This window comes from Streptomyces sp. NPDC014882 (genome assembly GCF_043081325.1).
Classification (GTDB): Bacteria; Actinomycetota; Actinomycetes; order Streptomycetales; family Streptomycetaceae; genus Streptomyces.
This window is the reverse complement of sequence record NZ_JBIBWL010000011.1, coordinates 39,203-63,575: the sequence shown is the minus strand read 5'-3', so window position 1 is coordinate 63,575 and position 24,373 is coordinate 39,203. Positions and strand designations below refer to the sequence as shown.

Sequence of the window (24,373 nt, the reverse complement as noted above, 5' to 3'; positions counted from 1 at the left end):
GCGGCGGCGCCGCGGCCTCGGGGGATTCCCGCTCGAAGGGCCGCGCACGGACCGCCGCCCCACGGCTACCAACCGCCGACGGTCCCGCGGGTTACGGGTTGCTCCAAGATCCTTGCCGTGACGGAACCGTTGCTGTTCCGTCGGCGCTCCCCCACAGCGAACGCATATCGTGTGATGCCGTCCCACCCGGCCGTGGGACCCGCCCGAACCAGGCACGCGAGGACGCCGGGTTCCCGCGGTGCGCACGGCCGCCGCGCCAAGTTCCTTGACACCACGGGGAGTCACACCATGCGATCCATACGGCCGTCCTTCAGCGCCCGGCGGGGGAGGAACGCCTCACGCAGGATCTCCCCCGCGCTGGGTGCCGTCGCCCTGGCCTCGGTGCTCGCCCTCACCGCGACCGCCTGCGACTCGGGCGGCGCCGACGCCCAGGCCGACGCCTCCGCCTCGGCCGCGGGCTCGGGCGACGGGAAGATCACGATCCCGGACGACATCAAGGACCGGCTCAAGGAGCACGGGATCGATCTGGACAAGTGGAAGAACGGCGCCTGGAAGAACTGGGACAGGGACGACTGGCTGCGCGAGGCACAGGACTACGTCAACCCGATCATCGCGGGCCTGTGGGACCCGGACCGGATGCGTGAGGCGGAGGACCCGGACCGCAGCGTCGACGAGAACGACCTCTCCGACGACCAGGGTGTGACCGACCCGGAGCCGGCGGCGGTGGACGCGGCGGCCGTGCCGGCCGCTTACCACGCCAACGCCCCCGAGGCGGGCAAGGTGTTCTTCGACTCCCCCGAGGGCACGATGGTCTGCTCGGCCACGGTCGTGCGGGACCCGGCCCACCCGGGCAAGTCCAACCTGGTGTGGACGGCGGGCCACTGCGTGCACGCCGGCAAGAAGGGCGGCTGGTACCGCAACATCGCCTTCGTGCCGTCGTACAACGACTCGGGCATGTCGGCCGCGAAGCTGAAGACGGCGGCCAAGGAAGAGGTCGCGCCGTACGGGGTCTGGTGGGGCGACTGGGCCCAGACGTCCGACCAGTGGATCGCGCAGGGCGGGCAGACCGGCGGCGACGGCGCCTCGTACGACTTCGCCGTCATCCATGTGACGCCCGAGGAGGGCGGCTCCGGCAAGTCGCTGGAGGAGACGGTCGGTTCGGCACTGCCGGTGGACTTCGCGGCCCCGGCGGCGACCAAGGTGAGGAGCGTCACCGCGACCGGCTACCCGGCGGCGGCGCCGTACGACGGGCAGACGCTGTACCAGTGCCAGGACAAGCCCGGGCGGTTGTCGCTCAACGGCACCGACCCGACGATGTACCGCATCGGGTGCACGATGACCGGCGGTTCGTCCGGCGGCGGCTGGGTCGCCACGGGCTCGGACGGCAAGCCCGCGCTGGTGTCCAACACCTCGATCGGCCCGGTGGACGCCGGCTGGCTCGCGGGGCCGCGGCTGGGCAAGGTGGCCGAGGGCGTGTACGACTCGGTGAGCGGGAAGTTCGCCGGCCGGTAGGTCCGCCCGCGCACGGCGAAGGCCCGGCCCCACCGCGACGAGCGGGGGGCGGGCCTTCGGGCGGACCGGTGCGTCAGGCGAGCGGCGCGGGAACGTACGGCGCGAGATCCGCCGCGAGTTCCTCGTGCACCCGTGCCTTCAGCAGGGTGCCCTCCGCCGTGTGCTCCTCGGAGATCACCTCGCCCTCGGCGTGGGCGCGCGCGACCAGCTTGCCGTGGGTGTACGGCACGAGCGCCTCGACCTCGACGGACGGCCTGGGCAGCTCGTCGTCGATGAGCGCCAGCAGTTCGCCGATGCCCTGGCCCGTGCGGGCCGAGACGGCGATGGAGTGCTTCTCGTTGCGCAGGAGCCGCTGGAGCGTGAGCGGGTCGGCCGCGTCGGCCTTGTTGATCACGACGATCTCGGGCACGCCGGTGGCGCCGACGTCCCTGATCACCTCGCGCACGGCGGCGAGCTGCTCCTCCGGGGCCGGGTGCGAGCCGTCCACCACGTGCAGGATCAGGTCGGACTCGCCGACCTCCTCCATGGTGGAGCGGAACGCCTCGACCAGGTGGTGCGGGAGGTGGCGGACGAAACCGACGGTGTCCACCAGCGTGTAGAGCCGGCCGCTCGGGGTCTCGGCCCGGCGCACGGTCGGGTCGAGGGTCGCGAACAGGGCGTTCTCGACCAGCACGCCCGCGCCGGTGAGGCGGTTGAGCAGCGAGGACTTGCCGGCGTTGGTGTAGCCCGCGATGGCGACGGAGGGCACCTTGTGGCGCTTGCGCTCCTGGCGCTTGATCTCGCGGCCGGTCTTCATCTCCGCGATCTCCCGGCGCATCTTCGCCATCTTCTCGCGGATCCGGCGCCGGTCCGTCTCGATCTTGGTCTCACCGGGACCGCGGGTGGCGAGGCCGCCGCCCTTGCCGCCGCCCATCTGACGGGACAGCGACTGACCCCAGCCGCGCAGTCGCGGCAGCATGTACTGCATCTGCGCGAGCGCGACCTGTGCCTTGCCCTCTCGGGACTTGGCGTGCTGGGCGAAGATGTCGAGGATCAGGGCCGTGCGGTCGATGACCTTGACCTTGACGACGTCCTCGAGGTGGATCAGCTGGCCCGGGCTCAGCTCACCGTCGCAGATCACGGTGTCGGCGCCGGTCTCCAGGACGATGTCCCGCAGTTCGGTGGCCTTGCCGGAGCCGATGTAGGTGGCCGCGTCGGGCTTGTCGCGGCGCTGGATCACGCCGTCGAGCACGAGCGCGCCCGCGGTCTCCGCGAGGGCGGCCAGCTCGGCGAGGGAGTTGTCCGCGTCCTGTGCGGTCCCCGAGGTCCAGACGCCGACGAGTACGACCCGCTCCAGGCGGAGCTGACGGTACTCGACCTCGGTGACGTCCTCGAGTTCGGTGGAGAGACCGGCGACGCGGCGCAGGGCCGCCCGCTCGGAGCGGTCGAACTGGTCGCCGTCCCGGTCTCCGTCGGTGTCGAGGCTCCAGGCGACGTCCTCTTCCATCAGGGCATCGGCCCGAAGACCTTCGGGGTAGGCGTGCGCGAGGCGCTGGGTGTCCTGGGAAGGGGAAGAAGAGGAGGTCATTGGGTCCTTACGTCGTTGGGGATGCCGGTTCGGCGGTCATAGTGCACAACGCACGAGGGGTCCGGGAGATTCCCGCGTCCCGTGTCCTGCCGACCCGTCGATGGTCGCACGGTACGGCCCGTCTCGTCATCGCCTTATTCGGAGGCCTCGGCGGCGGGTCGGGAGGCCTTGGCGACGGATGCGGGGGTCTTGGCCGCGGAGGCGGGGGCCCTGGCCGCGGGTGCGACCGGCTTCCACTCCGGGTGTCCGGGCATCGGCGGGGTCTTCTCGTCGTACAGCCAGTGCTGGAAGAAGCTCCCGAGGTCACGGCCGGAGATCCGGGCGGCGAGGCGGACGAAGTCGGCCGTGCCCGCGGTGGCGTCGCGGTGGCCGTCCAGCCAGCTCCGTTCCAGCCGGTCGAAGGCCTCCTGGCCGATCTCCTGGCGCAGGGCGAAGAGCACCAGGGCCGCACCGTCGTAGACGTTGGAGCGGAAGATGCCGATCTTCTGCCCGGGCTTCGGCGGCTTGGGGGCGCCGGGCGGGCCGCCGGCCGTGCGCCAGCGGTCGGAGGCGCCGTACGCCGCCTTCATGCGGGCCTCCAGGGTGCGGTCGGCCTTCTCCTGCGCGTACAGGGCCTCGTACCAGGTGGCGTGGCCCTCGTTGAGCCAGAGGTCGGACCACGTGCGCGGGCTGACGCTGTCGCCGAACCACTGGTGGGCCAGCTCGTGCACCATGATCGACTCGACGTACCACGCGGGGTAGGCGGGCTCGGTGAACAGGCCCTTCTCGAAGAGGGAGAGGGTCTGCGTCTCCAGTTCGAAGCCGGTGGCGGTGTCGGCGACGAGCACGCCGTACGTCTCGAAGGGGTAGGGGCCGACCTTGCTCTCCATCCAGGCGATCTGGTCGGGGGTCTTGCGCAGCCAGGGTTCGAGGGCCTCGCGGTCCTTGGCGGGGACGACGTCGCGCACGGGCAGTCCGCGCGGTCCCTCGCGGTGCAGGACGGCGGAGCGGCCGATGGAGACCTGGGCGAGTTCGGTGGCCATCGGGTGCAGGGTGCGGTACGTCCAGGTCGTCGCGCGGGCCGCCCGGTCGACGTCGGTGGGCAACCCGTTGGCGACCGCCGTGTAGCCGTCGGGCGCGGTGACGCGGACGGTGAACATGGCCTTGTCGGAGGGGTGGTCGTTGCACGGGAACACCAGGTGCGCGGCGTCGGCCTGGTTGGCCATGGCGAGCCCGTCCGCGGTCCGCACCCAGCCGCCGTCCCGGTCGCCGGGGCTCACCGGATCGCTGGTGTGACGCACGGTGACGCGCATCCAGTCGCCGCGGGGCAGCGGGCGCGCCGGCGTGATCACCAGGTCCTCGCCGGCGGTGGCGAAACCGGCGGGCTCCCCGTCGACCTCGACGGACCGGACCTCGCCGTGGGCGAAGTCCAGGTTGATCCGGTCCAGGGCGCCGGTGGTCCAGCCGTCGATCGTCGTGACCGCCTGGAGCGGCTTGTCGTTGCTTCCGGAGTACGTGAGGGCCAGGTCGTACGAGGCCACGTCGTAGCCGGGGTTGCCCAGGTGGGGGTAGAGGCGGTCGCCGACGCCGAGCGGGACGGGCGGGGCGCCCGCGGCGACGAGGCAGACCGAGACGGCCGGGGCGAGGAGGGCGAGGGCGAGGCGGCGGGAGCGGGTGGTGCGGGGCCGGCCGGTGCCGGTGCCGACCCGGTGGGCCTGGGCGCGGGGGGAGAGCAGCATGGACCACGGCTACCAGCGCGTCCCGCCCGGGCGGCGCCGACGCGCGACCGGCCCACCCGAACGGGTTGCGCACGCGCGCGTGCGGTGACGGACGGGGCGGGAAGGCCCCGGACCGTGCCTGGGGGGGATCAGGAGAACGGCGTCCGGTGGTGCGCGCGCCCCACGTCGTACACGCCGGGGACGTCGCGCATGGCGCGGATGAGGGTGGGCAGCCGGCCCGCGTCGGGGAGCTGGACGGTGTAGGTGTGGCGGACCCGCTGCCGGCTGGGCGGTTCCACGGTCGCGGAGACGATCTCGGCGCCCTCCAGGGCCATCGCCTCGGTGAGGTCGGCGAGCAGGTGGGGACGGCCGAACGACTCGGCGAACAGGGTGACCCGGCACTCGGTGGTGTCCCCCCAGCGCACGTCGACCGCCGCGCGCCCCGCCTGTGCCATGCGCGCCACTGCGGCGCACTCCACGCGGTGCACGGTCACCACGCCGCCGCGTACGGCGAAGCCGGTGACCTCGTCGGCCGGTACGGGCGTGCAGCACCCGGCGAGCCGCACTCCGGCGCCGGGGCGGTCGACGACGGTGATCGCCCCGGCGCCGGGGCGTGGTGCGGGTGCCTCGGGCGCGGGAGCGTCCGGGGCGGGGCGGGCCGGGGCGCCGTCGGAGGGGGGCCGGACCGGGCCGGCCTTCGTGCCGTCGGCCTCGGCGGGCGCGCCGTCCGTACCCGGGTGCGCCGCGAGCCACCGCTGGATGGCGATGCGCGCGGCGGGCGTGTGGGCGTGCTCCAGCCACTCCCTGGAGGGTTCGGAGGCGGGGTCCTGGCCCATGAGGAGCTGGACGCTGTCGCCGTCCCGCAGCACGGTGCTCAGGGTCGCCAGGCGGCCGTTGACGCGGGCGCCGAGGCAGGCGTGGGCGTCCTCGCCGTACTGCGCGTACGCGGCGTCCACGCAGGTGGCGCCCTCGGGCAGGCCCAGGGTGCCGCCGTCAGGGCGGAAGACGGTGATCTCGCGGTCCTGGGCGAGGTCCTCGCGCAGGGTGGACCAGAAGGTGTCCGGGTCGGGGGCCGCCTCCTGCCAGTCGAGGAGGCGGGAGAGCCAGCCGGGGCGGGTGGGGTCGACGCGCTCGCCCTCGGGCGTGCCCTGCTCCTCCGCCGGCGGGGCGTAGGGGTTGCCGAGCGCGACGACCCCGGCCTCGGCGACCTTGTGCATCTGGTGGGTGCGGATGAGGACTTCGGCGACCTGGACGTCGGCGGGGGCGCCCGCGGGCGGGTCCGTCCGGGTCCCGGGGAGGGCGACGGCGGTGTGCAGCGACTGGTAGAGGTTGAACTTGGGGACGGCGATGAAGTCCTTGAACTCCGAGACCACGGGCGTCATGCAGGTGTGCAGTTCGCCGAGGACCGCGTAGCAGTCGGCGTCCTCGTTGACGAGGACGAGCAGGCGGCCGAAGTCGGAGCCGCGCAGGCGTCCGCGTTTGCGGGCGGTGCGGTGCAGGGAGACGAAGTGCCGTGGCCGGATGAGGACTTCGGCCTGGATGTCGGCGTCGCGCAGCACCGCTCGCGTCGCGTCGGCGAACTCGGCGAGGGGGTCGTCCGCGCGCGCGGCGTTGTCGGCGATCAGCCTGCGCGTCTGCTCGTACTCCTCGGGGTGCAGGATGGCGAAGACCATGTCCTCCAGCTCGGTCTTCAGCGCCTGGACGCCGAGGCGTTCGGCGAGCGGGATGAGGACGTCGCGGGTCACCTTGGCGATGCGTTCCTGCTTCTCGGGGCGCATCACGCCGAGGGTGCGCATGTTGTGCAGCCGGTCGGCGAGTTTGATGGACATCACGCGGACGTCGTTGCCGGTGGCCACGAGCATCTTGCGGAACGTCTCGGGTTCGGCGGCGGCGCCGTAGTCCACCTTCTCCAGCTTCGTCACGCCGTCGACGAGGTAGCGCACCTCGGCGCCGAACTCGTCGCCGACCTGATCGAGCGTCACATCGGTGTCCTCCACGGTGTCGTGGAGCAGTGAGGCCGTCAACGTGGTGGTCTCGGCGCCGAGTTCGGCCAGGATCAGCGTCACGGCCAGCGGGTGCGTGATGTACGGCTCGCCGCTCTTGCGCATCTGGCCGCGGTGGGAGGACTCCGCGAGCACGTAGGCGCGGCGCAGTGGTTCGAGGTCGGCGTCCGGGTGGTGGAAGCGGTGGGCCTCGACCACGTGGCCGATCGCGTCGGGCAGCCTGCCCCGGGAGGCGGGGCCGAGCAGGGCCGCCCGGCCCAGACGGCGCAGGTCGATCCGGGGGCGGCTGCGCCTGCGGGGCGCGGCAGGCACTACCGGGCCTGGGGTCGCGGGGTTCGTGGCCTCCGCACTCATGGGCACCTCCGGCTGCGTGGACCGGCGGACGGGGTGCCCCAGGGCGGACACGGCTCAGGGGGCTGGCGACGGTCCCCCGTCCGGGCCGGTGCTTGATGCTACCGAGCCCATCACGCCCGACCGACCGCCTCTCGCCGAGCGTGAAACGGATCACCCATTCGAGCGAAGCCTTTGAGGTTTACGGTTTCGCGCCGCACGGCACCGGGCCGGTCTTGATTTCGAACTCACAGCCACGGGCCCGGCGGCACTCCTTGCGCGTGCCGGGTCGCCGCCGCCTCCGATGCCAAGCCGCCCCCCTCCTCAGCGGGCGGCGTTTTCCAGCCACGCGGAGTCGATCTCGCCTTCGGCGACGATCACCGCGGGACCGGTCATCTCGATCTCGCCGTCCGGCCGCTCGGTGATCACGAGCCGCCCGCCGGGGACGTCCACGGTGTACGTCACCGGTACACCGGTGACGGCCGGGTCGGCACCGTCCCTGCGGGCGGCCGCCACGGCGACGGCGCACGCGCCCGTGCCGCAGGAGCGGGTCTCGCCGGAGCCGCGCTCGTGCACGCGCAGCGCGACGTGCCGCGGGCCGCGGTCGACGACGAACTCGACGTTGACCCCGTCCGGGTAGGCGGAGGCGGGGCTGAAGGAGGGCGGGGCGTGCAGGTCGCCCGCGTGCGCGAGGTCGTCGACGAAGGCGACGGCGTGCGGGTTGCCCATGTTCACGTTCCGTGCGGGCCAGCCGCGCTCGCCGACGCCGACCGTGACGTCGCCCTCGGGGAGGCGCGCCCGGCCCATGCCGACGGTGACGTCGCCGTCCTTGGCGAGGTGCACGCTCTTCACGCCCGCACGCGTGGCGATCGCGAGGTCGCCCTCGGGGACGAGGCCGGCGTGCCGGAGGTAGCGGGCGAAGACCCGGACGCCGTTGCCGCACATCTCGGCGATCGAGCCGTCGCCGTTGCGGTAGTCCATGAACCACTCGGCCCCGGCCGCCAGGTCCTTCGCCTCGGGGTGCGCGGCGGAGCGCACGACGTGCAGCAGTCCGTCGCCGCCGATGCCCGCGCGGCGGTCGCACAGGGCGGCGACGGCGGCCGGGGAGAGGTCGATGGCGTTCTCGGGGTCCGGGACGATCACGAAGTCGTTCTCGGTGCCGTGTCCCTTGAGGAAGGCGATCCGCGTGCTCATCCCCCGATCGTACGGGGTGGTTACGGCGGTCCCGCGCGGCGGCGACGGCGGCGCGGGTCCGGGCGGGACGGGACGGGACGGGGAGGGAAGGGGGCGGATCCGGGCGGGCGGATCCGGTCCGGCGGGGTCTACCGCAGGCGTGCGACCCGCCAGACGGCCAGGACCACGACCGCGGCGACGAGGACGACGTAGGCGAGGACGACGCGCCAGTCGGGGCGGCGGCCGGAGCCGCGCTGCGGCAGACCGGGCCAGGTGTGTCCGACGCGGCGGGCGGCCATCATCCCCCAGCCCGCCGCGCAGGAGCAGATCAGCAGGCCCAGCATGGCGATCACGGCGCCGCTGTCGCCGAAGTCGAAGGCGAGCGGGAAGGCGAACATCAGGGAGCCCGTCGCGGCCAGGGCGACGATGGGGGCGAGCTGCCAGATCCGCAGCCTGCGCTGGGGGCGCAGCTCGACCTCGACCTCCGGGCCGCCGGCGAACATCTCCTCCGGCTCGGGGCCGTCGGCGGTCACGCCGTCCTCGACCTCGTCCGTGTCGTCGTCGACGTCGTGGATGCCGTGGATGCCGTCGACGTCCTGGATGCCGTCGACGCCGATGTCGCCCATGTCGTTCGAGCCGTCGGCGCCGTCCGTGCCGGCGTCGCTGTCCGAGTGGTCGGCACCGTCCGGTCCCACGGGACCCGGACGGCCGTCCACCGGCTCCGGTTCGCCGTGCTCGCCGGTGACGTGCCCGGTGCCTTGTGCGGTGTCACGAGGGCCGGCCTCCATCGCCACGCGCCCTCCCCACTCGGACTCCACTTGGTCGATCGAAGCTCGATGATGGCACGGTGCCGGAGGCCCGGATGACGGCCTGAGCGTCCCGATGCCATGACGTGATCAGGCTGTGACCGGTCGTTCGACCAACGCCGACGCGAGCCGCGGAAGTTCCGCGAGGTCCGCCGCGGCCCCACTCAGCCAGTGCACCCGTGGATCGCGCCTGAACCAGGAATCCTGACGGCGCGCGAAGCGTTTGGTGGCGCGGATCGTCTCCGCTCGCGCCTCGTCCTCGGTGCACTCGCCGGCCAGTGCCGCGAGGATCTGCTGGTAGCCGAGCGCGCGGGAGGCCGTGCGCCCCTCGCGCAGGCCTCGCGCCTCCAGCGCGCGCACCTCGTCCACGAGCCCCGCGTCCCACATCCGGTCGACCCGTCGGGCGATGCGCTCGTCGAGTTCGGGCCGGGTGACGTCGACACCGATCTGGATCGTGTCGTAGACGGAGTCGTGCCCCGGCAGATTGGCCGTGAAGGGCTTCCCGGTGATCTCGATCACTTCGAGGGCGCGGACGATGCGGCGGCCGTTGCTCGGCAGGATCGCCTGCGCCGCCCCCGGGTCGGCGGCCGCCAGGCGGGCGTGCAGGGCGCCGGAGCCGCGCAGCGTCAGCTCCTCCTCCAGCCGGGCCCGCACCTCGGGGTCGGTGCCGGGGAACTCCAGGTTGTCGACGGCGCCGCGGACGTACAGCCCGGAGCCGCCGACGAGGACCGGCCAGCGCCCCTCGGCGAGCAGGGCGTCGATGCGGGCCCGTGCCAGGCGCTGGTACTCGGCGACCGAGGCGGTGACGGTGACGTCCCAGATGTCGAGGAGGTGGTGCGGGACGCCGCCGCGCTCCTCGGGCGTCAGTTTGGCGGTGCCGATGTCCATCCCTCGGTACAGCTGCATGGAGTCGGCGTTGACGACCTCGCCTCCGAGCCGTCGAGCCAGAAAGACGCCCAGATCGGACTTTCCGGCCGCGGTCGGTCCGACGACGGCGATGACCCGGGGGGTGGGGGGTGCGCTGCTCACCGCACCAGTCTCCCAAACGTCACCCCGTGCCCTCGAACGAGTGAGGTGACAGGACTCGCCCCGGGTCGTTGCCCGTTGCGGGATTCCCGTCGCCCGTTCACGGGGCGGCGCGACCCGGTGACGCGAACGGACGCACCGGGCGACGCGGGATTTCGCTCGCACGAGTACCGTATGGAGTGAATATGGGCGTTATGGCACGGCTTTTCCGTAGGTCGAAGGCCGCACGGCAGGCGGCCGCGGAGGAAGCGGTCACGGACGGGACGGCCGAGGAGGAGACGGCCGCGGAAGAGACCGTCACGAAGGAAGCGACCGCGCGGGAGACGGCCGCGCGGGAGACGGCGGCCGCCGGCGCACCGGCCGGTTCGTCCGGGGGCGGCACCGGGGCGGAGAAATCCGCCGAGGACGCTGCCGGTATCCCGCGACAGCAGTCGTCCGGCGAGGCCGCCGACCGTGAGGCCGGCGAGAGCGCCCGCACCTGACGGACCCGCCAGAGAAGGTGACCCATGGGTCTTTTGCACCACCTGAAGGCCAGGCTCAGCCCTGCCAAGGACAAGGTGTCCGGCCTCGCGCACCAGCACGGGGACAGGATTCATCACGGGATCGACAAGGCCGCCCACGTCGTCGACGAGAAGACGAAGGGCAAGTACTCGGGCAAGATCCAGTCGGGCACCGGCAAGGCCAAGGGCGCGGTGGACCGGCTCGCCCACAAGGACGAGCCGGGGGCGGGCGGCGACACGTTCACGCCCCCCGGCACGCCTCCACCGACGCCCCCGCCGACGTCCTGAACGACGGTCGGCGGCGGCACGGCGAAGACGGACGGACGCGCAGGCGGACGGACGGTCGCGGTCCACGCGCGCATCCGCGTGCGCGCACCCGGCCGTCCGCCGTTCCCCGGACGCCGGCGCCGGTCGCGGCCGGGGCTACGACCAGGCCGCGACCACGTACCCGACGCCGTACGGCGCGTCCTCGTAGAGCAGGGTGCCGGACAGGCCGGCGTCCCGCGCCGCGCCCGCGAGCACCTGCCACGGGGCCCGTCCGGCCGCCTTCAGCTCACGGGCCAGTCCGGCGTCGAGGGCCTCCAGGGCCGCGACGTCGGCGGCGCCGAGCGCCCGCCCGGCCTCGGCGTCGAAAGGGGCCGCCCGCTCGTCGAGGTAGCCCGGCGCCTTCAGCGTGCGGCAGGCGCTCGCGTCGCCCATCACGAGCAGCGCGGTCCGGCCGGGCCGGGCGGCGATCTCCCGGCCGGTCCCGGCGCATCGGCCGGGCGTGAGGGACTCCCCCACGCCGAGCCCCTCGACCGGGGTGCCCGACCAGCCGGCCCGCTGCAGCAGCCAGGCGCCCACGGCGAGGGAGGGCGGCAGGTCGCGCTCGGCCGCCGCCTCCGTGCCGGCCCCGCCGAGCCGTACGGCGAGATCCACGCCGAAGCCGCGGAAGGAGCCCGGCGTGCCCGCGGGGTACGCGCCCTGCCCGTCCTCCCCCGCGGGGCCGATCACCACGAGGCGGTCGGGCCGGGCGGCGGCGAGCACCGACAGCGCGTCCGAGCAGGCGGTGCGCGCGGCGTCCAGCTCGGGTGCGGCGCCCGCGGCCACCTCGGGCACGAGCAGGGGCGGACAGGGGCAGACTGCGGCGGCGACAAGCATGATCGGCAGGGTAACCCCCGAGCCGCCGGCCCCGCGCGCGCCGGTATCGGCGTACGCGCGCGGGGTGCGGGGCGGGCGGGTCTATGGGGCGAGGCCGGTGCCGGGGCCTGTGCCGGTGCCGGTCAGTCGCAGCCGCAGCCGCTGCCGCTCGCCACCGGGAGCGGCGCGGGGGCGCCGACCTTCGGCAGGCCCAGCATGACGCCGGCCGGCGCGGCCGCCTTCTCCGCGGTGCGCTTCTCCCAGGCGTCACCCGCGCGCGTGCGGCGCACGTCGAGGACGGCGCCCTCGGCGAGGAGGTGGTGCGGGGCGGCGTAGGTGATCTCGACCGTGACGACGTCGCCGGGGCGGACCTCCCGGTCGGGCTTGGTGAAGTGGACCAGGCGGTTGTCGGGGGCGCGGCCGGAGAGGCGGTGGGTGGCGCCGTCCTTGCGGCCCTCACCCTCGGCGACCATCAGCTCCAGGGTGCGGCCGACCTGCTTCTTGTTCTCCTCCCAGGAGATCTCCTCCTGGAGGGCGACGAGACGCTCGTAGCGCGCCTGGACGACCTCCTTGGGGATCTGGTCCTCCATGGTGGCGGCCGGGGTGCCGGGCCGCTTGGAGTACTGAAAGGTGAAGGCCTGGGCGAACCGGGCCTCGCGCACCACGTGCAGGGTCTCCTCGAAGTCCTCCTCGGTCTCGCCGGGGAAGCCCACGATGATGTCGGTGGTGATCGCGGCGTGCGGGATGGCCGCGCGGACCTTCTCGATGATCCCGAGGTAGCGCTCCTGGCGGTAGGAGCGGCGCATCGCCTTCAGGACGGTGTCCGAGCCGGACTGGAGCGGCATGTGCAGCTGCGGCATCACGTTCGGCGTCTCGGCCATGGCGGCGATGACGTCGTCGGTGAAGTCGCGCGGGTGCGGCGAGGTGAACCGCACGCGTTCGAGGCCCTCGACCGTCCCGCACGCGCGCAGCAGCTTGCTGAAGGCCTCCCGGTCGCCGATGTCGGAACCGTAGGCGTTGACGTTCTGGCCGAGCAGCGTGATCTCGCTGACGCCCTCGCCCACCAGGGCGTCGATCTCGGCGAGGATGTCGCCGGTGCGGCGGTCCTTCTCCTTGCCGCGCAGGGCCGGGACGATGCAGAACGTGCAGGTGTTGTTGCAGCCGACGGAGATGGACACCCATGCGGCGTACGCGCTCTCACGGCGCGTGGGCAGCGTCGAGGGGAACGCCTCCAGGGACTCGGCGATCTCGACCTGCGCCTCCTCCTGCACGCGCGCGCGTTCCAGCAGGACAGGGAGCTTGCCGATGTTGTGGGTGCCGAAGACGACGTCGACCCAGGGGGCCTTCTTCACGATGGTGTCGCGGTCCTTCTGGGCCAGGCAGCCGCCGACCGCGATCTGCATGCCGGGCCGCGAGGCCTTCCGCGGCGCGAGGCGGCCGAGGTTGCCGTACAGCCGGTTGTCGGCGTTCTCGCGTACGGCGCACGTGTTGAAGACGACGACGTCCGCGTCGCCGTCCGACCCCTCGGGGGCGCGCACGTAGCCGGCGTCCTCGAGCAGCCCGGACAACCGCTCGGAGTCGTGGACGTTCATCTGGCACCCGTAGGTGCGGATCTCGTAGCTCTTGGGTGCGGGAACGTCCACTGCGAGGCTCCGGTCGCTGCTGCTGGTCATGCCTTCAAGGTTAGACGGCCCCGCGGTGCGCCTCGCCCGGCGCTCCTGCGCGGGCCGGGCGCACCGGTCGCCGTCCTCGGACGCCCCTCCTGGCGGCGGCACCGTGACCGTGCCTGATCCGGACGCGGGGCGCCTCGTGGCACGGCCGTGGCGGACGGCGGTTCCCGGGGAACTGGCCCGGAGCGAGGAGGACGGCGCCTCACCGGCGGGGCCGCCGTCTCCCGGCACCGTCCGGCACCACGGCGGGGCGGGCGGACCCGAAGGCCCGTACGCTCCCGCCGACGGTGCCCGACGGCCCGGTGCCCGACGGCCCGGTGCCCGACGGTCCCCGTGTCAGCCAGCCCGGTGCCGGACGGCCCGGTGTCAGCCGGTCTGCACGCTCACGTCGTCCAGCACGAAACTGGTCTGGAGGCTGGCGTCCTCGGTCGAGGTGAACGACAGCGTGACCTGCCGGCCCACGTAGGGGCTCAGGTCCAGGGTCCGCTGGACGTAGCCGCTCGCCGCGTCGGCGTTGGACAGGGTGGCCAGCGTGGTGGTGCCCGCCTTGACCGTGAACCGGTCGTAGACCGTGCTGCCGGATTCGTCCGTGTCGATGTGCAGCCAGTACGTCAGGGTGGCCTTGGCGCACCCGGAGGGCACCGTCACCGTCTGGCTCAGGCTGTCGGACCCGGTGCTGCCGTAACCGCCCAGCCAGGCGAAGCGCGTGCCGCTGTGCGCGGACTGGCCGGAGTGGGCGCCGATCGCCCCGGTGTCACCGGTCCACGGCGAGGTCCCGCTCTCGAAGCCGCCGTTGCCCACGAGCTGGCCGGGCTGGCAGGTGCCGGTGCCCCTGACCGTCAGCGTGTACGTGGCGGTGCGGGTGACGGCACCGCTGCCGGTGAGGGTGATCGGGTACGTGCCCGGGGCGACCGACGAGCCCACCGTGAACGTCGCCGTGGACGACTGGCCCGAGGTGAGCGAGGCCGGGCTGAAGGAGACGTTCACGCCGGACGGTGCGCCGGAGGCCGAGAGGTTCACCGTCTGCGGCGAGCCGTTGGTGGTGGCCGTGGCGACGGTGGCGGTCACCGAGGTGCCCTGGTCGGCGGTGCCGGAGGCCGGACTCGCCGCGACGGAGAAGTCGTCGACCGGCGTCTGCTGGGAGACGGCGGCCGTCCACAGGGTGTGGGCGATGCCGTCCGCGGCACGGTTGAGCCCGGTCGCGTTGATGTTGTTGACGGTGTCGCAGGACCGGTGGTAGCAGGGGTCGTACGCGGAGCCCGCCGTGCCACCCCACTTGGCCGCCTGCGCGGAGGTCTTGCGGGCGCTCGCGCCCATCGCGTAGCCCGAGGTCGGGATGGAGTACTGCTCGAACGGGTAGTCGTCGGAGCGGCCCGCGCCCTCGGTGTTCTCCTCCGGCTGGAGGTTCAGCGAGTCCCAGTAGGCCTTCATCGGCTGGGCGGCCGTGGAGGTGATGTGGTTGATGAAGTAGCCGCCGTTGGTGGAGGCGATCATGTCGAAGTTGTAGTACGCCTTGATCGTCGCGCGCTGCGTCGAGGTCAGCGAACGGACGTAGAAGTCCGAGCCGTTGAGGCCCTGCTCCTCGTCGGTCCACCAGGCGAAGCGGACCCGGTTGGTCATCTGCGGGTTGTTCGCGGCGAGGGTCAGCGCCGTCTCCAGGATCGCGGCGCTGCCGGACCCGTTGTCGTTGATGCCGGGCCCGGCCGAGACGCTGTCCAGGTGGGCGCCGAACATGTACACCTTCGAGGCGTCGCCGCCCGGCCACTCGGCGATGAGGTTCGGTCCGGCGTTGGTGGTGCAGCCCGAGGTGCAGGGCTGCTCGGTGACCGTGTAACCGGCCCCCTGGAGCTTGCCCTTCACATACGCGAGGGAGTCGCGGTAGCCCTGGCCGGTCGAGCGCCGGTTGCCGCCGTTGGCGGTGGCTATGCGGCTGAACTCGGCCAGGTGCGCCTGGACCTTGGAGACGTCGATGTCGGGCGCGGCCGCGGCGAGCCCGGCGGCCGCCGCGCCGGCCGCTGTGCCGGCGGTGTCGAGCCGGGCCGTCGGGCCGCTCGCCGACGACGAGGCGGCCGCTGACGCGGCGGGCAGGGACGCCAGTCCCAGGGTAACGGCCAGGGAAAGGCCGGCGAGGCTGAGTCTTCGTAGCACCGGGGCTCCTTGTGTGGTGGAGGTGGGGAGGTGGCGCGGGCCTGACGGGGTGCCGCCTTTGGCTCCTCCCGGGGAAGAGAAAGCCGGTTTTTATGACATGACCATGCCTGTCGTGGGGACGGTCGCAGCAGCCGCGGGGTCGCGTCAATGGGGTGCGGTTCGGCAGGAGTTGGCCATGCGGGGCGCGGGGCGGCGGAAGTCGGTCATCCGTTTCGCGATCGGGAACGGGAACGGGAACGGGAACGGGATGACCGTCGCGCGGACGAGGGCTTCGCGGGCGCCGCGCCGCAGTTCACCGGAGCCACCGGTCACGGCCTCGCCGGCGGCGGGAGCGAGGGGCCCGCCGCGCCCCGGAAGCGGCTCGACACCCCGGACCGCGGCGGCGGGAACGGCGAGGGTGAGGGCGACCGCGGGGCTCGCCGAGAGCTCCAGGACCACCACGGCGACGGCGACGGCGACAGCGACGCGGCAACGACAGCAGCAGCGGCGGCGACGGCGGCTCCGGCCGGACGCAACGCCGTGCTCCGTTCGCGGCGGGGAGGCGGATCGTTGCGGCCGAGTACGAGTCCCCGTCCAATTGGTTAGGGACATGTCAATTTCTATACGTGCACGCGGGTGCGTGAGCGCGCGTACCCACGCGGGGCGGGGCCGGAGCCGGAGCCGGTACGGAACCGGGAGATCGGAGCCGGGGCAGGACCGCAACCGGAACCGCAACCAGGAGGTCGGAGCCGGGGCGGGCTCACGGGTCGATCAGGCCCGCCCGGATGGCGTAGCGCGTGAGTTCGAGGCGGTCGCGCATGCCGAGCTTCTGGAGGAGGTTGGCTCGGTGCCGTTCGACGGTCTTGGCGCTGATGAAGAGGAGCGCGCCGATCTCCTTGGAGGTGTGCCCCTCGGCGACGAGCTTGAGGATCTCCTCCTCGCGCTCGGTGATGGGACGGTCGGGCAGGCCGTCCACGCCGGCGCCGCGGTGCAGCCGTTCGAGGTACGACCGCACGAGCGCGCGCTCCGCGCCCGGGTAGATGAACGGCTCGTCGCGCACGGCCGCCCGGCACGCCTCGACGAGGTCCCGGTCGGCGACGGACTTCAGCACGTATCCGCCCGCGCCGGCCTTGAGGGCCTCGAAGAAGTACTGCTCGTTGTCGTACATGGTGAGGATCAGGATGCGCAGGCCGGGCAGCCGCCGGGAGAGTTCGCGAGCCGCCTGGAGGCCGGTCATCCTCGGCATGGCCACGTCCAGGACGGCCAGGTCGATGTCCCCCGCGCGGGCCCGCTCGACCGCCTCGGCCCCGTCGCCCGCCTCCGCCACGACCGTCAGGTCGGGTTCGCCGTCCAGGATGAGCCGCACTCCGCGGCGCACGAGAGTGTGGTCGTCGGCGAGGAGCACGCGGGTCGGTCGGGTCGGTGCGGACTCGTCGGTCATCGGCGGCCTCCGGGGACGGTGGGGCGGGAGTGCCGGCTGGGCGGCGACGCCCCGCGCCGGGACGGACGGACCCCGGTCACCGGAGGCCGCCCCCCGCGGGCGGCACGGCGGCGGGCGGTTCGGCGGTGCCGGACGGCGCGGTGACCGGCGGAACAGCGGCGGCGGACGGCGTGGTCCGCAGGCGGACGGCGGTCCCGCCGCCGAGGCCGGGCCCGAAGCCGAACGTCGCTCCGATCAGCAGCGCCCGCTCCCGCATCCCCAGGACCCCGGCCCCCTCCCCCGCGGTCGGCCCCGGTCCCCGGCCGTTGTCCCGTACGAGGAGTTCGACGCCGTCGGCGACGGGACGGAGACGGAGTTCGGCGCGGTCGGCACCGGCGTGCCGGGCGGTGTTGGTCAGGGCTTCCTGGGCGACCCGGTAGAGCACCAGTTCGGTTTCCTCGGTCAGCGGGGGCAGGCCGGGCCGCAGGTCGGGGCGGACCGTCAGCCCGTGGGTGGTGAACTCGGCGGCGAGCGAGCGCAGCGCGCTGACCAGTCCGAGCTCGTCCAGGACACCGGGGCGCAGCCGGCGGGCGATCCGGCGGATCTCGTCCAGCCCCGCGCGCGTGGCCTCCTGCGCCTGTCCCACCTCGTCACGCAGGTCGTCGGGGGCCCGGTCGGCGACGCGCTTGAGCTGGAGGAGTACGGCGGTGAGGGTCTGGCCGACCTCGTCGTGCAGTTCGCGGGCGATGCGGTGGCGCTCGCGTTCCTGCGCGGACAGGGCGCGGGCGGCACTGGTCGCCCGCTCCGATTCCAGCCGGTCGAGCATGGCGTTGTACGTCGTGATCAGCTCGGCCGTCTCGACCGGGCCGGAGACGACGGCGCGGGCACCGGGGTGCAGCAGGTCGACGTCGCCCATGGCCCGGCCCAGCCGCCCGAGCGGGGCCAGTCCGACGCGCAGCACGACCGCGTTGACGGCCAGCAGCGAGGCCAGTCCCGCCACGACGACGAACGCCTCGGCCGGCAGGACGGGCGTGGAGACGGTGACCGGGCCCAGGAGCAGCGCGGTGGCCACCACCAGGCCGACGGCGTTGAGGGCGAAGATCCGCCAGAACAACGACACGTGCGCGCCTCCTCCTCCCCCGGTCCTCGTCGTCGGCCGGGCCTCCCGCGGCTGCCGGGCCGCGTCCGGCCGGCCCGTCCGGGCCCATGGCACCGCCCTGACCAGCATCTCCGTCCTGCGCCGGCCCTGTCCATCCGTAACGACACCCATGTCGTCACCGTACGGCGGGATGGCAGCATGACGCGTCGGCGCACTGCTGACCGACGGTCCCGAGGACCGGTCCGGCACCGCGCATCGGCGCACTTCCGGCACCGGTACGGTGCCGCGGAGCAGCCACATCCGCACCCGCGGCGGCGCCGCCGTTCGCCGTCCACGACCTCAAGGGGAAGAAACCGTGTCCGCTCCACGCCTCCGGACGACGCCGTTGCCAGGCATCGGCGTCCAGTACGACCTCGTGACGCGGGAGCAGCGCCACCTGTCCGTGGTGGCCCACCGCGACGGGACCCGGACGGTGAGCGTGTACCAGGCCGACGACCCGGACTCCTGCGCCCAGTCGCTGCGCCTGTCCGGCGCCGAGGCCGGCTCGCTGATCGACGCGCTGAAGCCGTCCCACCACAGCGCGAACCTGCTGTACACCACCGGCCTCGGGCTGGTCGCCGAGCGCATCGAGGTGGCCGCCACGTCCCGCTGGAACGGGCGGCTGCTGGGCGACACCCGGATGCGCACGGAGACCGGCGCGTCGATCGTGGCGGTGCTGCGGCGGGCCGAGGCGATCCCCTCGCCGACGCCGGACTTCCGGCTGGCGGGCGGCGACACCCTCATCGTGATCGGCACCCGCGAGGGCGTGGACGCGGCCGCGGCGATCCTCGGTCGGGAGTGAACCGGTGCACTCCTCCGCGGTCCTGCTGATCGAGTTCGGTTCCATCATCCTGGCCCTCGGACTGCTCGGCCGGTTCGCCGCCCGCTTCCGGTTCTCGCCGATCCCCCTCTACCTGCTCGCCGGCCTGGCCTTCGGCGAGGGCGGGCTGCTGCCGCTGGGCGCGAGCGAGGAGTTCGTGGCCACCGGCGCCGAGATCGGCGTCATCCTGCTGCTGCTCATGCTCGGCCTGGAGTACACGGCCAGCGACCTGGTCTCCAACCTCAAGGCGCACTACCCCTCCGGTCTGGTGGACTTCACCCTCAACGCGCTGCCGGGCGCCGCCGCCGCGCTGCTGCTGGGCTGGGGCCCGGTGGCGGCGGTGGTGCTGGCGGGCGTCACCTGGATCTCCTCGTCCGGGGTGATCGCCAAGGTGCTGGGGGACCTGGGCCGGGTCGGCAACCGGGAGACGCCGGTGATCCTCAGCGTCCTGGTGCTGGAGGACCTGGCCATGGCGGTCTACCTGCCGATCGTCACCGCGCTGGTGGCCGGCGTGGGACTGGCGGCCGGCAGCGTGACCCTGGCGATCGCGCTGGGCGCGGCGGGACTCGTCCTGTTCGCGGCGGTGCGCTACGGCCGGATCATCTCCCGTTTCGTCTCGAGCGACGACCCGGAGAAACTGCTGCTCGTGGTCCTGGGGCTGACGATCCTGGTCGCCGGGGTGGCGCAGCAGCTCCAGGTGTCGGCGGCGGTCGGCGCGTTCCTGGTCGGCATCGCGCTGTCCGGTGAGGTGGCGGAGGGCGCGCACACCCTGCTGAGTCCCCTGCGGGACCTGTTCGCGGCCGTGTTCTTCGTGTTCTTCGGGCTGCACACCGATCCCGCCAGCATTCCCCCGGTGCTGCTGCCCGCCCTGGTGCTGGCCGTCGTGACCGCCGCGACGAAGATCGCGACCGGGCACTGGGCGGCGCGGCGGGCCGGCATCTCGGTCAAGGGCCGCTGGCGCGCGGGCGGCGCCCTGGTGGCCCGCGGGGAGTTCTCCATCGTCATCGCGGGGCTGGCGGTCACCGCCGGCATCGAACCGTCCCTGGGCCCGCTGGCGACGGCGTACGTCCTGATCCTGGTCGTCGTGGGCCCGCTCACCGCCCGCTACACGGAACCCCTGGCGACCCGCTGGACCCGCCTGCGCGAGGCACGCCGGCTCCCGTCGCCGGAGCCGGCGGCCGAGGCGCGGGCGGAGGCGCCGGTGGGCGACTGAGGGGCGGGACGGCACGCGCGGGGGCACGCACGCGCCCCGGGCACCCGGGCGGCGGGGCGCCGACCGCTCTCACGTGGGAGTTCCCGCATGAGGGCGCTCCCCGGCGCCGGGCGGAGGACCGCCCCTCGGCGTCCGGCCGCGGGGCGTGCCCGCCGCCCGCCGGCCGGTGGGGCCCCGCCGGCCGACGACGCCCCACGGCCTCCCGGGGCCGTCAGGCGGCGCCGCCGGGGACCCATCCCTGGCGGCGCAGCACCGCCGACACGTCCGGTGCCTCGTAGTGCTCGCCCTTGAGGACCTTGCCGTCCGCCCGGCGGGCGACCTGCCCGTCGGGGCCGAGCTTGGTCATGTTGGAGCGGTGGACCTCCGCCATCACCGCGTCGAGGTCGATCCCGTGCACCAGAGCCGTGCCGTACGCCACGTAGACGACGTCGGCCAGTTCGTGCGCGAGGCGGTCCAAGGGCCCGTCCACCGACACCTCGGCCACCTCGGCGGCCTCTTCGGCGAGCAGTTCCCCGCGGTGCGCGGCGAGGCCGGCCGACACCTGCGTGGGCGTGTCGCGCACGTCGAGGCCGAAGGCGAGGTGGAACTGACGGACCAGGTCGGCGGGGGAGGAACTCATGCGACCGACTGTAACGACGACCGGCGACCGCCCCGCCCGGCACCGCCGCGGCGTGCCCCGCCCTGGCCAGTTCGCCGTCCCACCTGGCAGGATCGCGCGCATGTCCAAGGTGTTCCCTCCCGTCGGCAGGCGCCGCGCCGTGCAGGGCGCGGCCGCCGCCGTCGTCGCCCTCGGGCTGCTGCTGTGGTGGCTGCTGCCCCTGGGCGAGGACCCGCCGAGCGGCACCATCACCCTCAGCACGGGCACCACGAGCGGCGTCTACTACGAGTACGGCAGCCGACTGCGCACCGAGCTGGCCGAGGACATGCCCGACCTGGACGTGAACCTGACCGCCAGCAACGGTTCGCAGGAGAACGTCGCGCGCGTGGCGACCGGGCAGGCCGACTTCGCCATCGCCGCGGCCGACGCGGTGGAGACGTACGAGCGGGAACACCCCGACGCGGTCGCCCGGCTGCGCGGGGTGGCCCGGCTGTACGACGACTACGTGCAGCTGGTCGTGCCGCGCGACTCGGACGTGCGGACCGTGGCCGACCTCAAGGGGCGGACGGTCGCGACCGGGCTGCCCCGTTCGGGGGTGCGGCTGATCGCGGAGCGGGTCCTCAGGGCCGCGGGCGTGGATCCGGCGAAGGACATCAGGGCCGTGTCGGAGGGCATCGACACCGGCCCGGAGCGGCTGAAGCAGCGGAAGATCGACGCGTTCTTCTGGTCCGGCGGGGTGCCGACGGCCGGACTGGAGAAGCTGGCCGACGGCTTCACCTTCCGGTTCGTGCCGATCGACGCCGCGCTGGTGGCCGAGATGCACCGGCAGGACGACGCGACGGGCTACTACCGGGCCACCAACATGCCCGAGTCCGCCTACCCGATCATCCAGAACGGCTCCACGGTGCCGACGATCGCGGTGTCCAACCTGCTGGTGACCCGCACGGACGTGGACCCCAGGCTCACCGAGTGGCTGACCCGGACCGTGATCAAGAGCCGCGACGGGATCGGACGGCACGTGCACTCCGCCCAGCTGGTCGACCTGCGCACGGCCATCTACACCGACCCCCTCCCCCTGCACGAGGGCGCCCGGCGCTATTACCGCTCCGTCAAGCCGTAGGGCCCGTCCGCGGACCGTGCCGGAGACGCGGTGCCGGTCCCCACGGCCGGCCGCCACCGCCGCGGGGACCGGCACCGAACCGGCCGGCACCGCAGCCGGCCGCCGCGGCGACCGGCACCGGAACCGGACGCCACCGCCACGAGGGCCGGCACCACGGCCACGGGAGCGGCCACGGGAGCGACACCGCTCCACCGCCACCGGCGGGGCCGGTCTCAGCCCACCGGCCTCGTCCTGGGCACGGACACCGTCACCTTCAGCCCGGTGGGCTCGTGGTGGTCGTACGCGATCGTGCCGCCGCCGGCCGCGAGGAGGGCGCGGGAGATGGACAGGCCGAGGCCGGAGCCCTTGATGTTCTGGTGCCGGCCGCTGCGCCAGAAGCGGTCGCCGACGCGCTGGAGTTCCTCGTCGGTGAGGCCGGGACCGTGGTCGGTGACGACGACGGTCGAGGTCTCGCCGACGACGGCGACCGTCACCTCGACGCCCTCGCCCTCCGGCGTGAACTTGACCGCGTTGTCGATCACCGCGTCCAGGGCGCTGGAGAGCGTGACCGGGTCGGCCCAGGCCGTGGTGGGCGGGCAGTCGCCGGTCAGGCGGACGCCCTTGGCCTCGGCGGTGGGTGCCCAGGCGGCGACGCGCTCGGCGGTCAGCGCGCCGATGTCGGTGACCCGCAGGTCGGCCTGGGTGTGTTCGGCCAGGGCCAGGTCGAGCAGGTCGTCCAGGACCTGGGCGAGGCGTCTGCCCTCGTTCTGCACGGACGCGATCTCCTCGTTGCCCTCCGGAAGTTCGTAACCGAGCAGTTCGATGCGCAGCAGCAGGGCCGCGAGCGGGTTGCGCAGCTGGTGCGAGGCGTCGGCGACGAAGGCGCGCTGCTGTTCCAGCACGTCCTCGACGTTGTCCGCCATCTCGTTGAACGACCGGGCGAGCCTCCTGAGTTCCGGCGGACCGCTCGCGACCGCGACCCGGGACTTCAGGCGGCCGGTGGCGATGTCGTGGGTGGTGGCGTCCAGGACCCGCACGGGCCTGAGCACCCAGCCGGTCAGGCGCAGGGCCGCCCCGATGGCGAGCAGCATCGCCGCGATCTCGCCGGCGCCGACGACCAGCCAGCCGTGCAGGATGCGCGAACGCATCGCCCCGGTGGGCGAGTCGGTGACGACGACCGCGACGACGTCGCCGTCCCGGATCACCGGGGACGCCACCACGAGCCGGTTGCGCTGCCAGGGCCACACCTGCCGGGGGTCGTGGCTGCGCCGGCTCAGCAGCGCCTCCTCGAACGCGTCCCGCACCTCGCCCTTCTCGGGGAGGTACCAGTCCCTCGGCGCGTGGGCCATGGGGGTGTCGCTGCCGTAGAAGACACCGGCACGGATGCCGTAGACGTCGTAGTAGTTGGCCAGCTCGCGGATCAGGGTCGCGCGCCGCTCGTCGGTGGTCGTGGAGACCGGGTCGGAGGGACCGGCCGGGACGGTGACGAACTGGGCGAGGGCGGCGAAGCGTGCCGTGTCGTCGATGCGGTCGACGACCACGTCCTGTTGCTCGGCGCCGGCCACGCTGACCGCCAGCGGCACGCCCAGCGCGAGCAGCACGGCCGCCATCAGGACGATGAGCAGCGGCAGGAGACGTGTGCGCAACGGTCCCCGCTAGGCCGGGGCCACGAGCCGGTAGCCGACGCCGCGCACGGTCTCGATCAGGGCCGGCATGCGCAGCTTGGCGCGCAGGGAGGCCACGTGCACCTCCAGGGTCCGTCCGGTCCCCTCCCAGCTGGTGCGCCACACCTCGCTGATGATCTGCTCCCGCCGGAAGACCACGCCGGGACGCTGGGCGAGCAGCGCCAGCAGGTCGAACTCCTTGCGGGTCAGCTGGACGACGGCGCCCTCGACGGTGACGCGCCGGGTGGGCAGTTCGATGTGCACGGGCCCGAGCAGCAGTTCGCCGTCCCCCGCGGCCGCCGCGTCCTCGGGGACGGTGCGCCGGCTGACGGCGTGGATGCGGGCGAGCAGCTCACCGGTGTCGTACGGCTTCACCACGTAGTCGTCGGCGCCCAGGTTGAGGCCGTGGATGCGGGAGCGCACGTCGGAGCGGGCCGTCACCATGATCACGGGGGTGGCGGTGCGCTTGCGGATCTTGCCGCAGACCTCGTAGCCGTCCTGGTCGGGCAGGCCCAGGTCGAGCAGGACGACCCCGAATCCGGGCCCCTCCGGGACGAGCGCCTGGAGGGCCTCCTCGCCGCTGCGCGCGTGGGTGACGTCGAAACCGTGCCGCCTCAGGACCGCGGACAGCGCGGCGGCGACGTGGTTGTCGTCCTCGACGAGCAGCAGTCTCATCCCGGCCTCCTCCGGTTCATCGGGCGTACCCTCTGGTTCTGTACAAAGTCGTACGACCCAGGCGTACGGTGTCGGTGGGTGAAAAGCGCGGCGCACGCGCGCGTGCACGATGGCAGTCACGCTGATGGACGAGGACGACGTCAAGAGGGTTCCGGTTGCGCGGGACTTCCGTTATCCGCCCGATACGGTCCCGGGCCCCCGCGCTACGACACGTGT

Annotated in this window: 21 protein-coding genes; 6 read left to right on the top strand and 15 right to left on the bottom strand. The window is 73.6% G+C overall.

Annotation, left to right across the window (positions count from 1 at the left end; genetic code table 11):
• Positions 1–288 precede the first annotated feature (288 nt).
• Positions 289–1,512 (top strand): trypsin-like serine peptidase, encoded by a 1,224-nt coding sequence (locus ACF09K_RS23965; RefSeq protein WP_392246526.1) that lies wholly within the window; start codon positions 289–291, stop codon positions 1,510–1,512.
• A 73-nt stretch (positions 1,513–1,585) separates the two neighbouring features.
• Here ACF09K_RS23965 and hflX read toward each other — a convergent pair whose 3' ends face one another.
• From hflX to miaA, 6 genes are all read right to left on the bottom strand, one after another.
• Positions 1,586–3,079 (bottom strand): GTPase HflX, encoded by a 1,494-nt coding sequence (gene hflX / locus ACF09K_RS23960; protein ID WP_392246524.1) that lies wholly within the window; start codon positions 3,077–3,079, stop codon positions 1,586–1,588.
• Positions 3,080–3,213: 134 nt separating this feature from the next.
• Positions 3,214–4,797, bottom strand: a complete 1,584-nt coding sequence (locus tag ACF09K_RS23955) for a M1 family metallopeptidase (protein ID WP_392246522.1) — start codon at positions 4,795–4,797, stop codon at positions 3,214–3,216.
• Between the two features lie 128 nt (positions 4,798–4,925).
• Positions 4,926–7,133, bottom strand: coding sequence for a RelA/SpoT family protein (locus ACF09K_RS23950; RefSeq protein WP_392246520.1), 2,208 nt, complete (start codon positions 7,131–7,133; stop codon positions 4,926–4,928).
• 300 nt (positions 7,134–7,433) lie between these two features.
• The gene (gene dapF / locus ACF09K_RS23945) at positions 7,434–8,303 is read right to left on the bottom strand and encodes a diaminopimelate epimerase (protein WP_392246519.1); all 870 of its coding nucleotides are present in this window, start codon (positions 8,301–8,303) and stop codon (positions 7,434–7,436) included.
• 128 nt (positions 8,304–8,431) lie between these two features.
• Positions 8,432–9,070 (bottom strand): hypothetical protein, encoded by a 639-nt coding sequence (locus ACF09K_RS23940; RefSeq protein ID WP_392246768.1) that lies wholly within the window; start codon positions 9,068–9,070, stop codon positions 8,432–8,434.
• 108 nt (positions 9,071–9,178) lie between these two features.
• Positions 9,179–10,117, bottom strand: coding sequence for a tRNA (adenosine(37)-N6)-dimethylallyltransferase MiaA (gene miaA / locus ACF09K_RS23935; RefSeq protein ID WP_392246517.1), 939 nt, complete (start codon positions 10,115–10,117; stop codon positions 9,179–9,181).
• A 191-nt stretch (positions 10,118–10,308) separates the two neighbouring features.
• On the opposite strand from miaA, the gene ACF09K_RS23930 reads away from it, so the two are divergent.
• Entirely contained in the window at positions 10,309–10,596 is a 288-nt protein-coding gene (locus ACF09K_RS23930) for a hypothetical protein (RefSeq protein WP_392246515.1), read from the top strand.
• Positions 10,597–10,620: 24 nt separating this feature from the next.
• Positions 10,621–10,902: an antitoxin gene (locus tag ACF09K_RS23925; RefSeq protein ID WP_392246513.1), complete on the top strand. Its 282-nt coding sequence runs from the start codon at positions 10,621–10,623 to the stop codon at positions 10,900–10,902.
• Between the two features lie 135 nt (positions 10,903–11,037).
• Here ACF09K_RS23925 and ACF09K_RS23920 read toward each other — a convergent pair whose 3' ends face one another.
• From ACF09K_RS23920 to ACF09K_RS23895, 6 genes are all read right to left on the bottom strand, one after another.
• Positions 11,038–11,754 (bottom strand): class III extradiol dioxygenase subunit B-like domain-containing protein, encoded by a 717-nt coding sequence (locus tag ACF09K_RS23920; protein WP_392246512.1) that lies wholly within the window; start codon positions 11,752–11,754, stop codon positions 11,038–11,040.
• A 122-nt stretch (positions 11,755–11,876) separates the two neighbouring features.
• Positions 11,877–13,406 carry a tRNA (N6-isopentenyl adenosine(37)-C2)-methylthiotransferase MiaB gene (gene miaB, locus ACF09K_RS23915; RefSeq protein ID WP_392246510.1) on the bottom strand — a complete coding sequence of 510 codons (1,530 nt, stop codon included), beginning with the start codon at positions 13,404–13,406 and terminating at the stop codon, positions 11,877–11,879.
• Between the two features lie 363 nt (positions 13,407–13,769).
• Positions 13,770–15,551, bottom strand: a complete 1,782-nt coding sequence (locus ACF09K_RS23910) for a M28 family peptidase (protein ID WP_392246508.1) — start codon at positions 15,549–15,551, stop codon at positions 13,770–13,772.
• Between the two features lie 144 nt (positions 15,552–15,695).
• The gene (locus ACF09K_RS23905; protein WP_392246506.1) at positions 15,696–15,989 is read right to left on the bottom strand and encodes a hypothetical protein; all 294 of its coding nucleotides are present in this window, start codon (positions 15,987–15,989) and stop codon (positions 15,696–15,698) included.
• A gap of 301 nt (positions 15,990–16,290) precedes the next feature.
• A complete protein-coding gene (locus tag ACF09K_RS23900; RefSeq protein ID WP_392246504.1) occupies positions 16,291–16,971 on the bottom strand; it encodes a response regulator in 681 nt (226 codons plus the stop codon).
• Between the two features lie 76 nt (positions 16,972–17,047).
• Positions 17,048–18,070 (bottom strand): sensor histidine kinase, encoded by a 1,023-nt coding sequence (locus tag ACF09K_RS23895; protein ID WP_392246502.1) that lies wholly within the window; start codon positions 18,068–18,070, stop codon positions 17,048–17,050.
• Positions 18,071–18,404: 334 nt separating this feature from the next.
• Between ACF09K_RS23895 and ACF09K_RS23890 the strand changes: the two genes are divergently transcribed.
• Both ACF09K_RS23890 and ACF09K_RS23885 read left to right on the top strand, forming a co-directional pair.
• Positions 18,405–18,890 carry a cation:proton antiporter regulatory subunit gene (locus ACF09K_RS23890; protein WP_392246500.1) on the top strand — a complete coding sequence of 162 codons (486 nt, stop codon included), beginning with the start codon at positions 18,405–18,407 and terminating at the stop codon, positions 18,888–18,890.
• Between the two features lie 4 nt (positions 18,891–18,894).
• On the top strand, positions 18,895–20,121 hold the full coding sequence (locus ACF09K_RS23885) for a cation:proton antiporter (RefSeq protein WP_392246498.1): 1,227 nt from the start codon (positions 18,895–18,897) through the stop codon (positions 20,119–20,121).
• A 211-nt stretch (positions 20,122–20,332) separates the two neighbouring features.
• On the opposite strand, the gene ACF09K_RS23880 is transcribed toward ACF09K_RS23885, so the two are convergent.
• Entirely contained in the window at positions 20,333–20,740 is a 408-nt protein-coding gene (locus ACF09K_RS23880) for a MazG nucleotide pyrophosphohydrolase domain-containing protein (protein ID WP_392246496.1), read from the bottom strand.
• A 100-nt stretch (positions 20,741–20,840) separates the two neighbouring features.
• Here ACF09K_RS23880 and ACF09K_RS23875 point away from each other — a divergent pair, with 100 nt between their 5' ends.
• Positions 20,841–21,839 (top strand): TAXI family TRAP transporter solute-binding subunit, encoded by a 999-nt coding sequence (locus ACF09K_RS23875; RefSeq protein WP_392246494.1) that lies wholly within the window; start codon positions 20,841–20,843, stop codon positions 21,837–21,839.
• Between the two features lie 212 nt (positions 21,840–22,051).
• Here ACF09K_RS23875 and ACF09K_RS23870 read toward each other — a convergent pair whose 3' ends face one another.
• Both ACF09K_RS23870 and ACF09K_RS23865 read right to left on the bottom strand, forming a co-directional pair.
• Complete coding sequence (locus tag ACF09K_RS23870) at positions 22,052–23,464, bottom strand: ATP-binding protein (protein WP_392246492.1); 1,413 nt, start codon at positions 23,462–23,464, stop codon at positions 22,052–22,054.
• Positions 23,465–23,473: 9 nt separating this feature from the next.
• Positions 23,474–24,157 carry a response regulator transcription factor gene (locus tag ACF09K_RS23865; protein WP_392246490.1) on the bottom strand — a complete coding sequence of 228 codons (684 nt, stop codon included), beginning with the start codon at positions 24,155–24,157 and terminating at the stop codon, positions 23,474–23,476.
• Positions 24,158–24,373 lie beyond the last annotated feature (216 nt).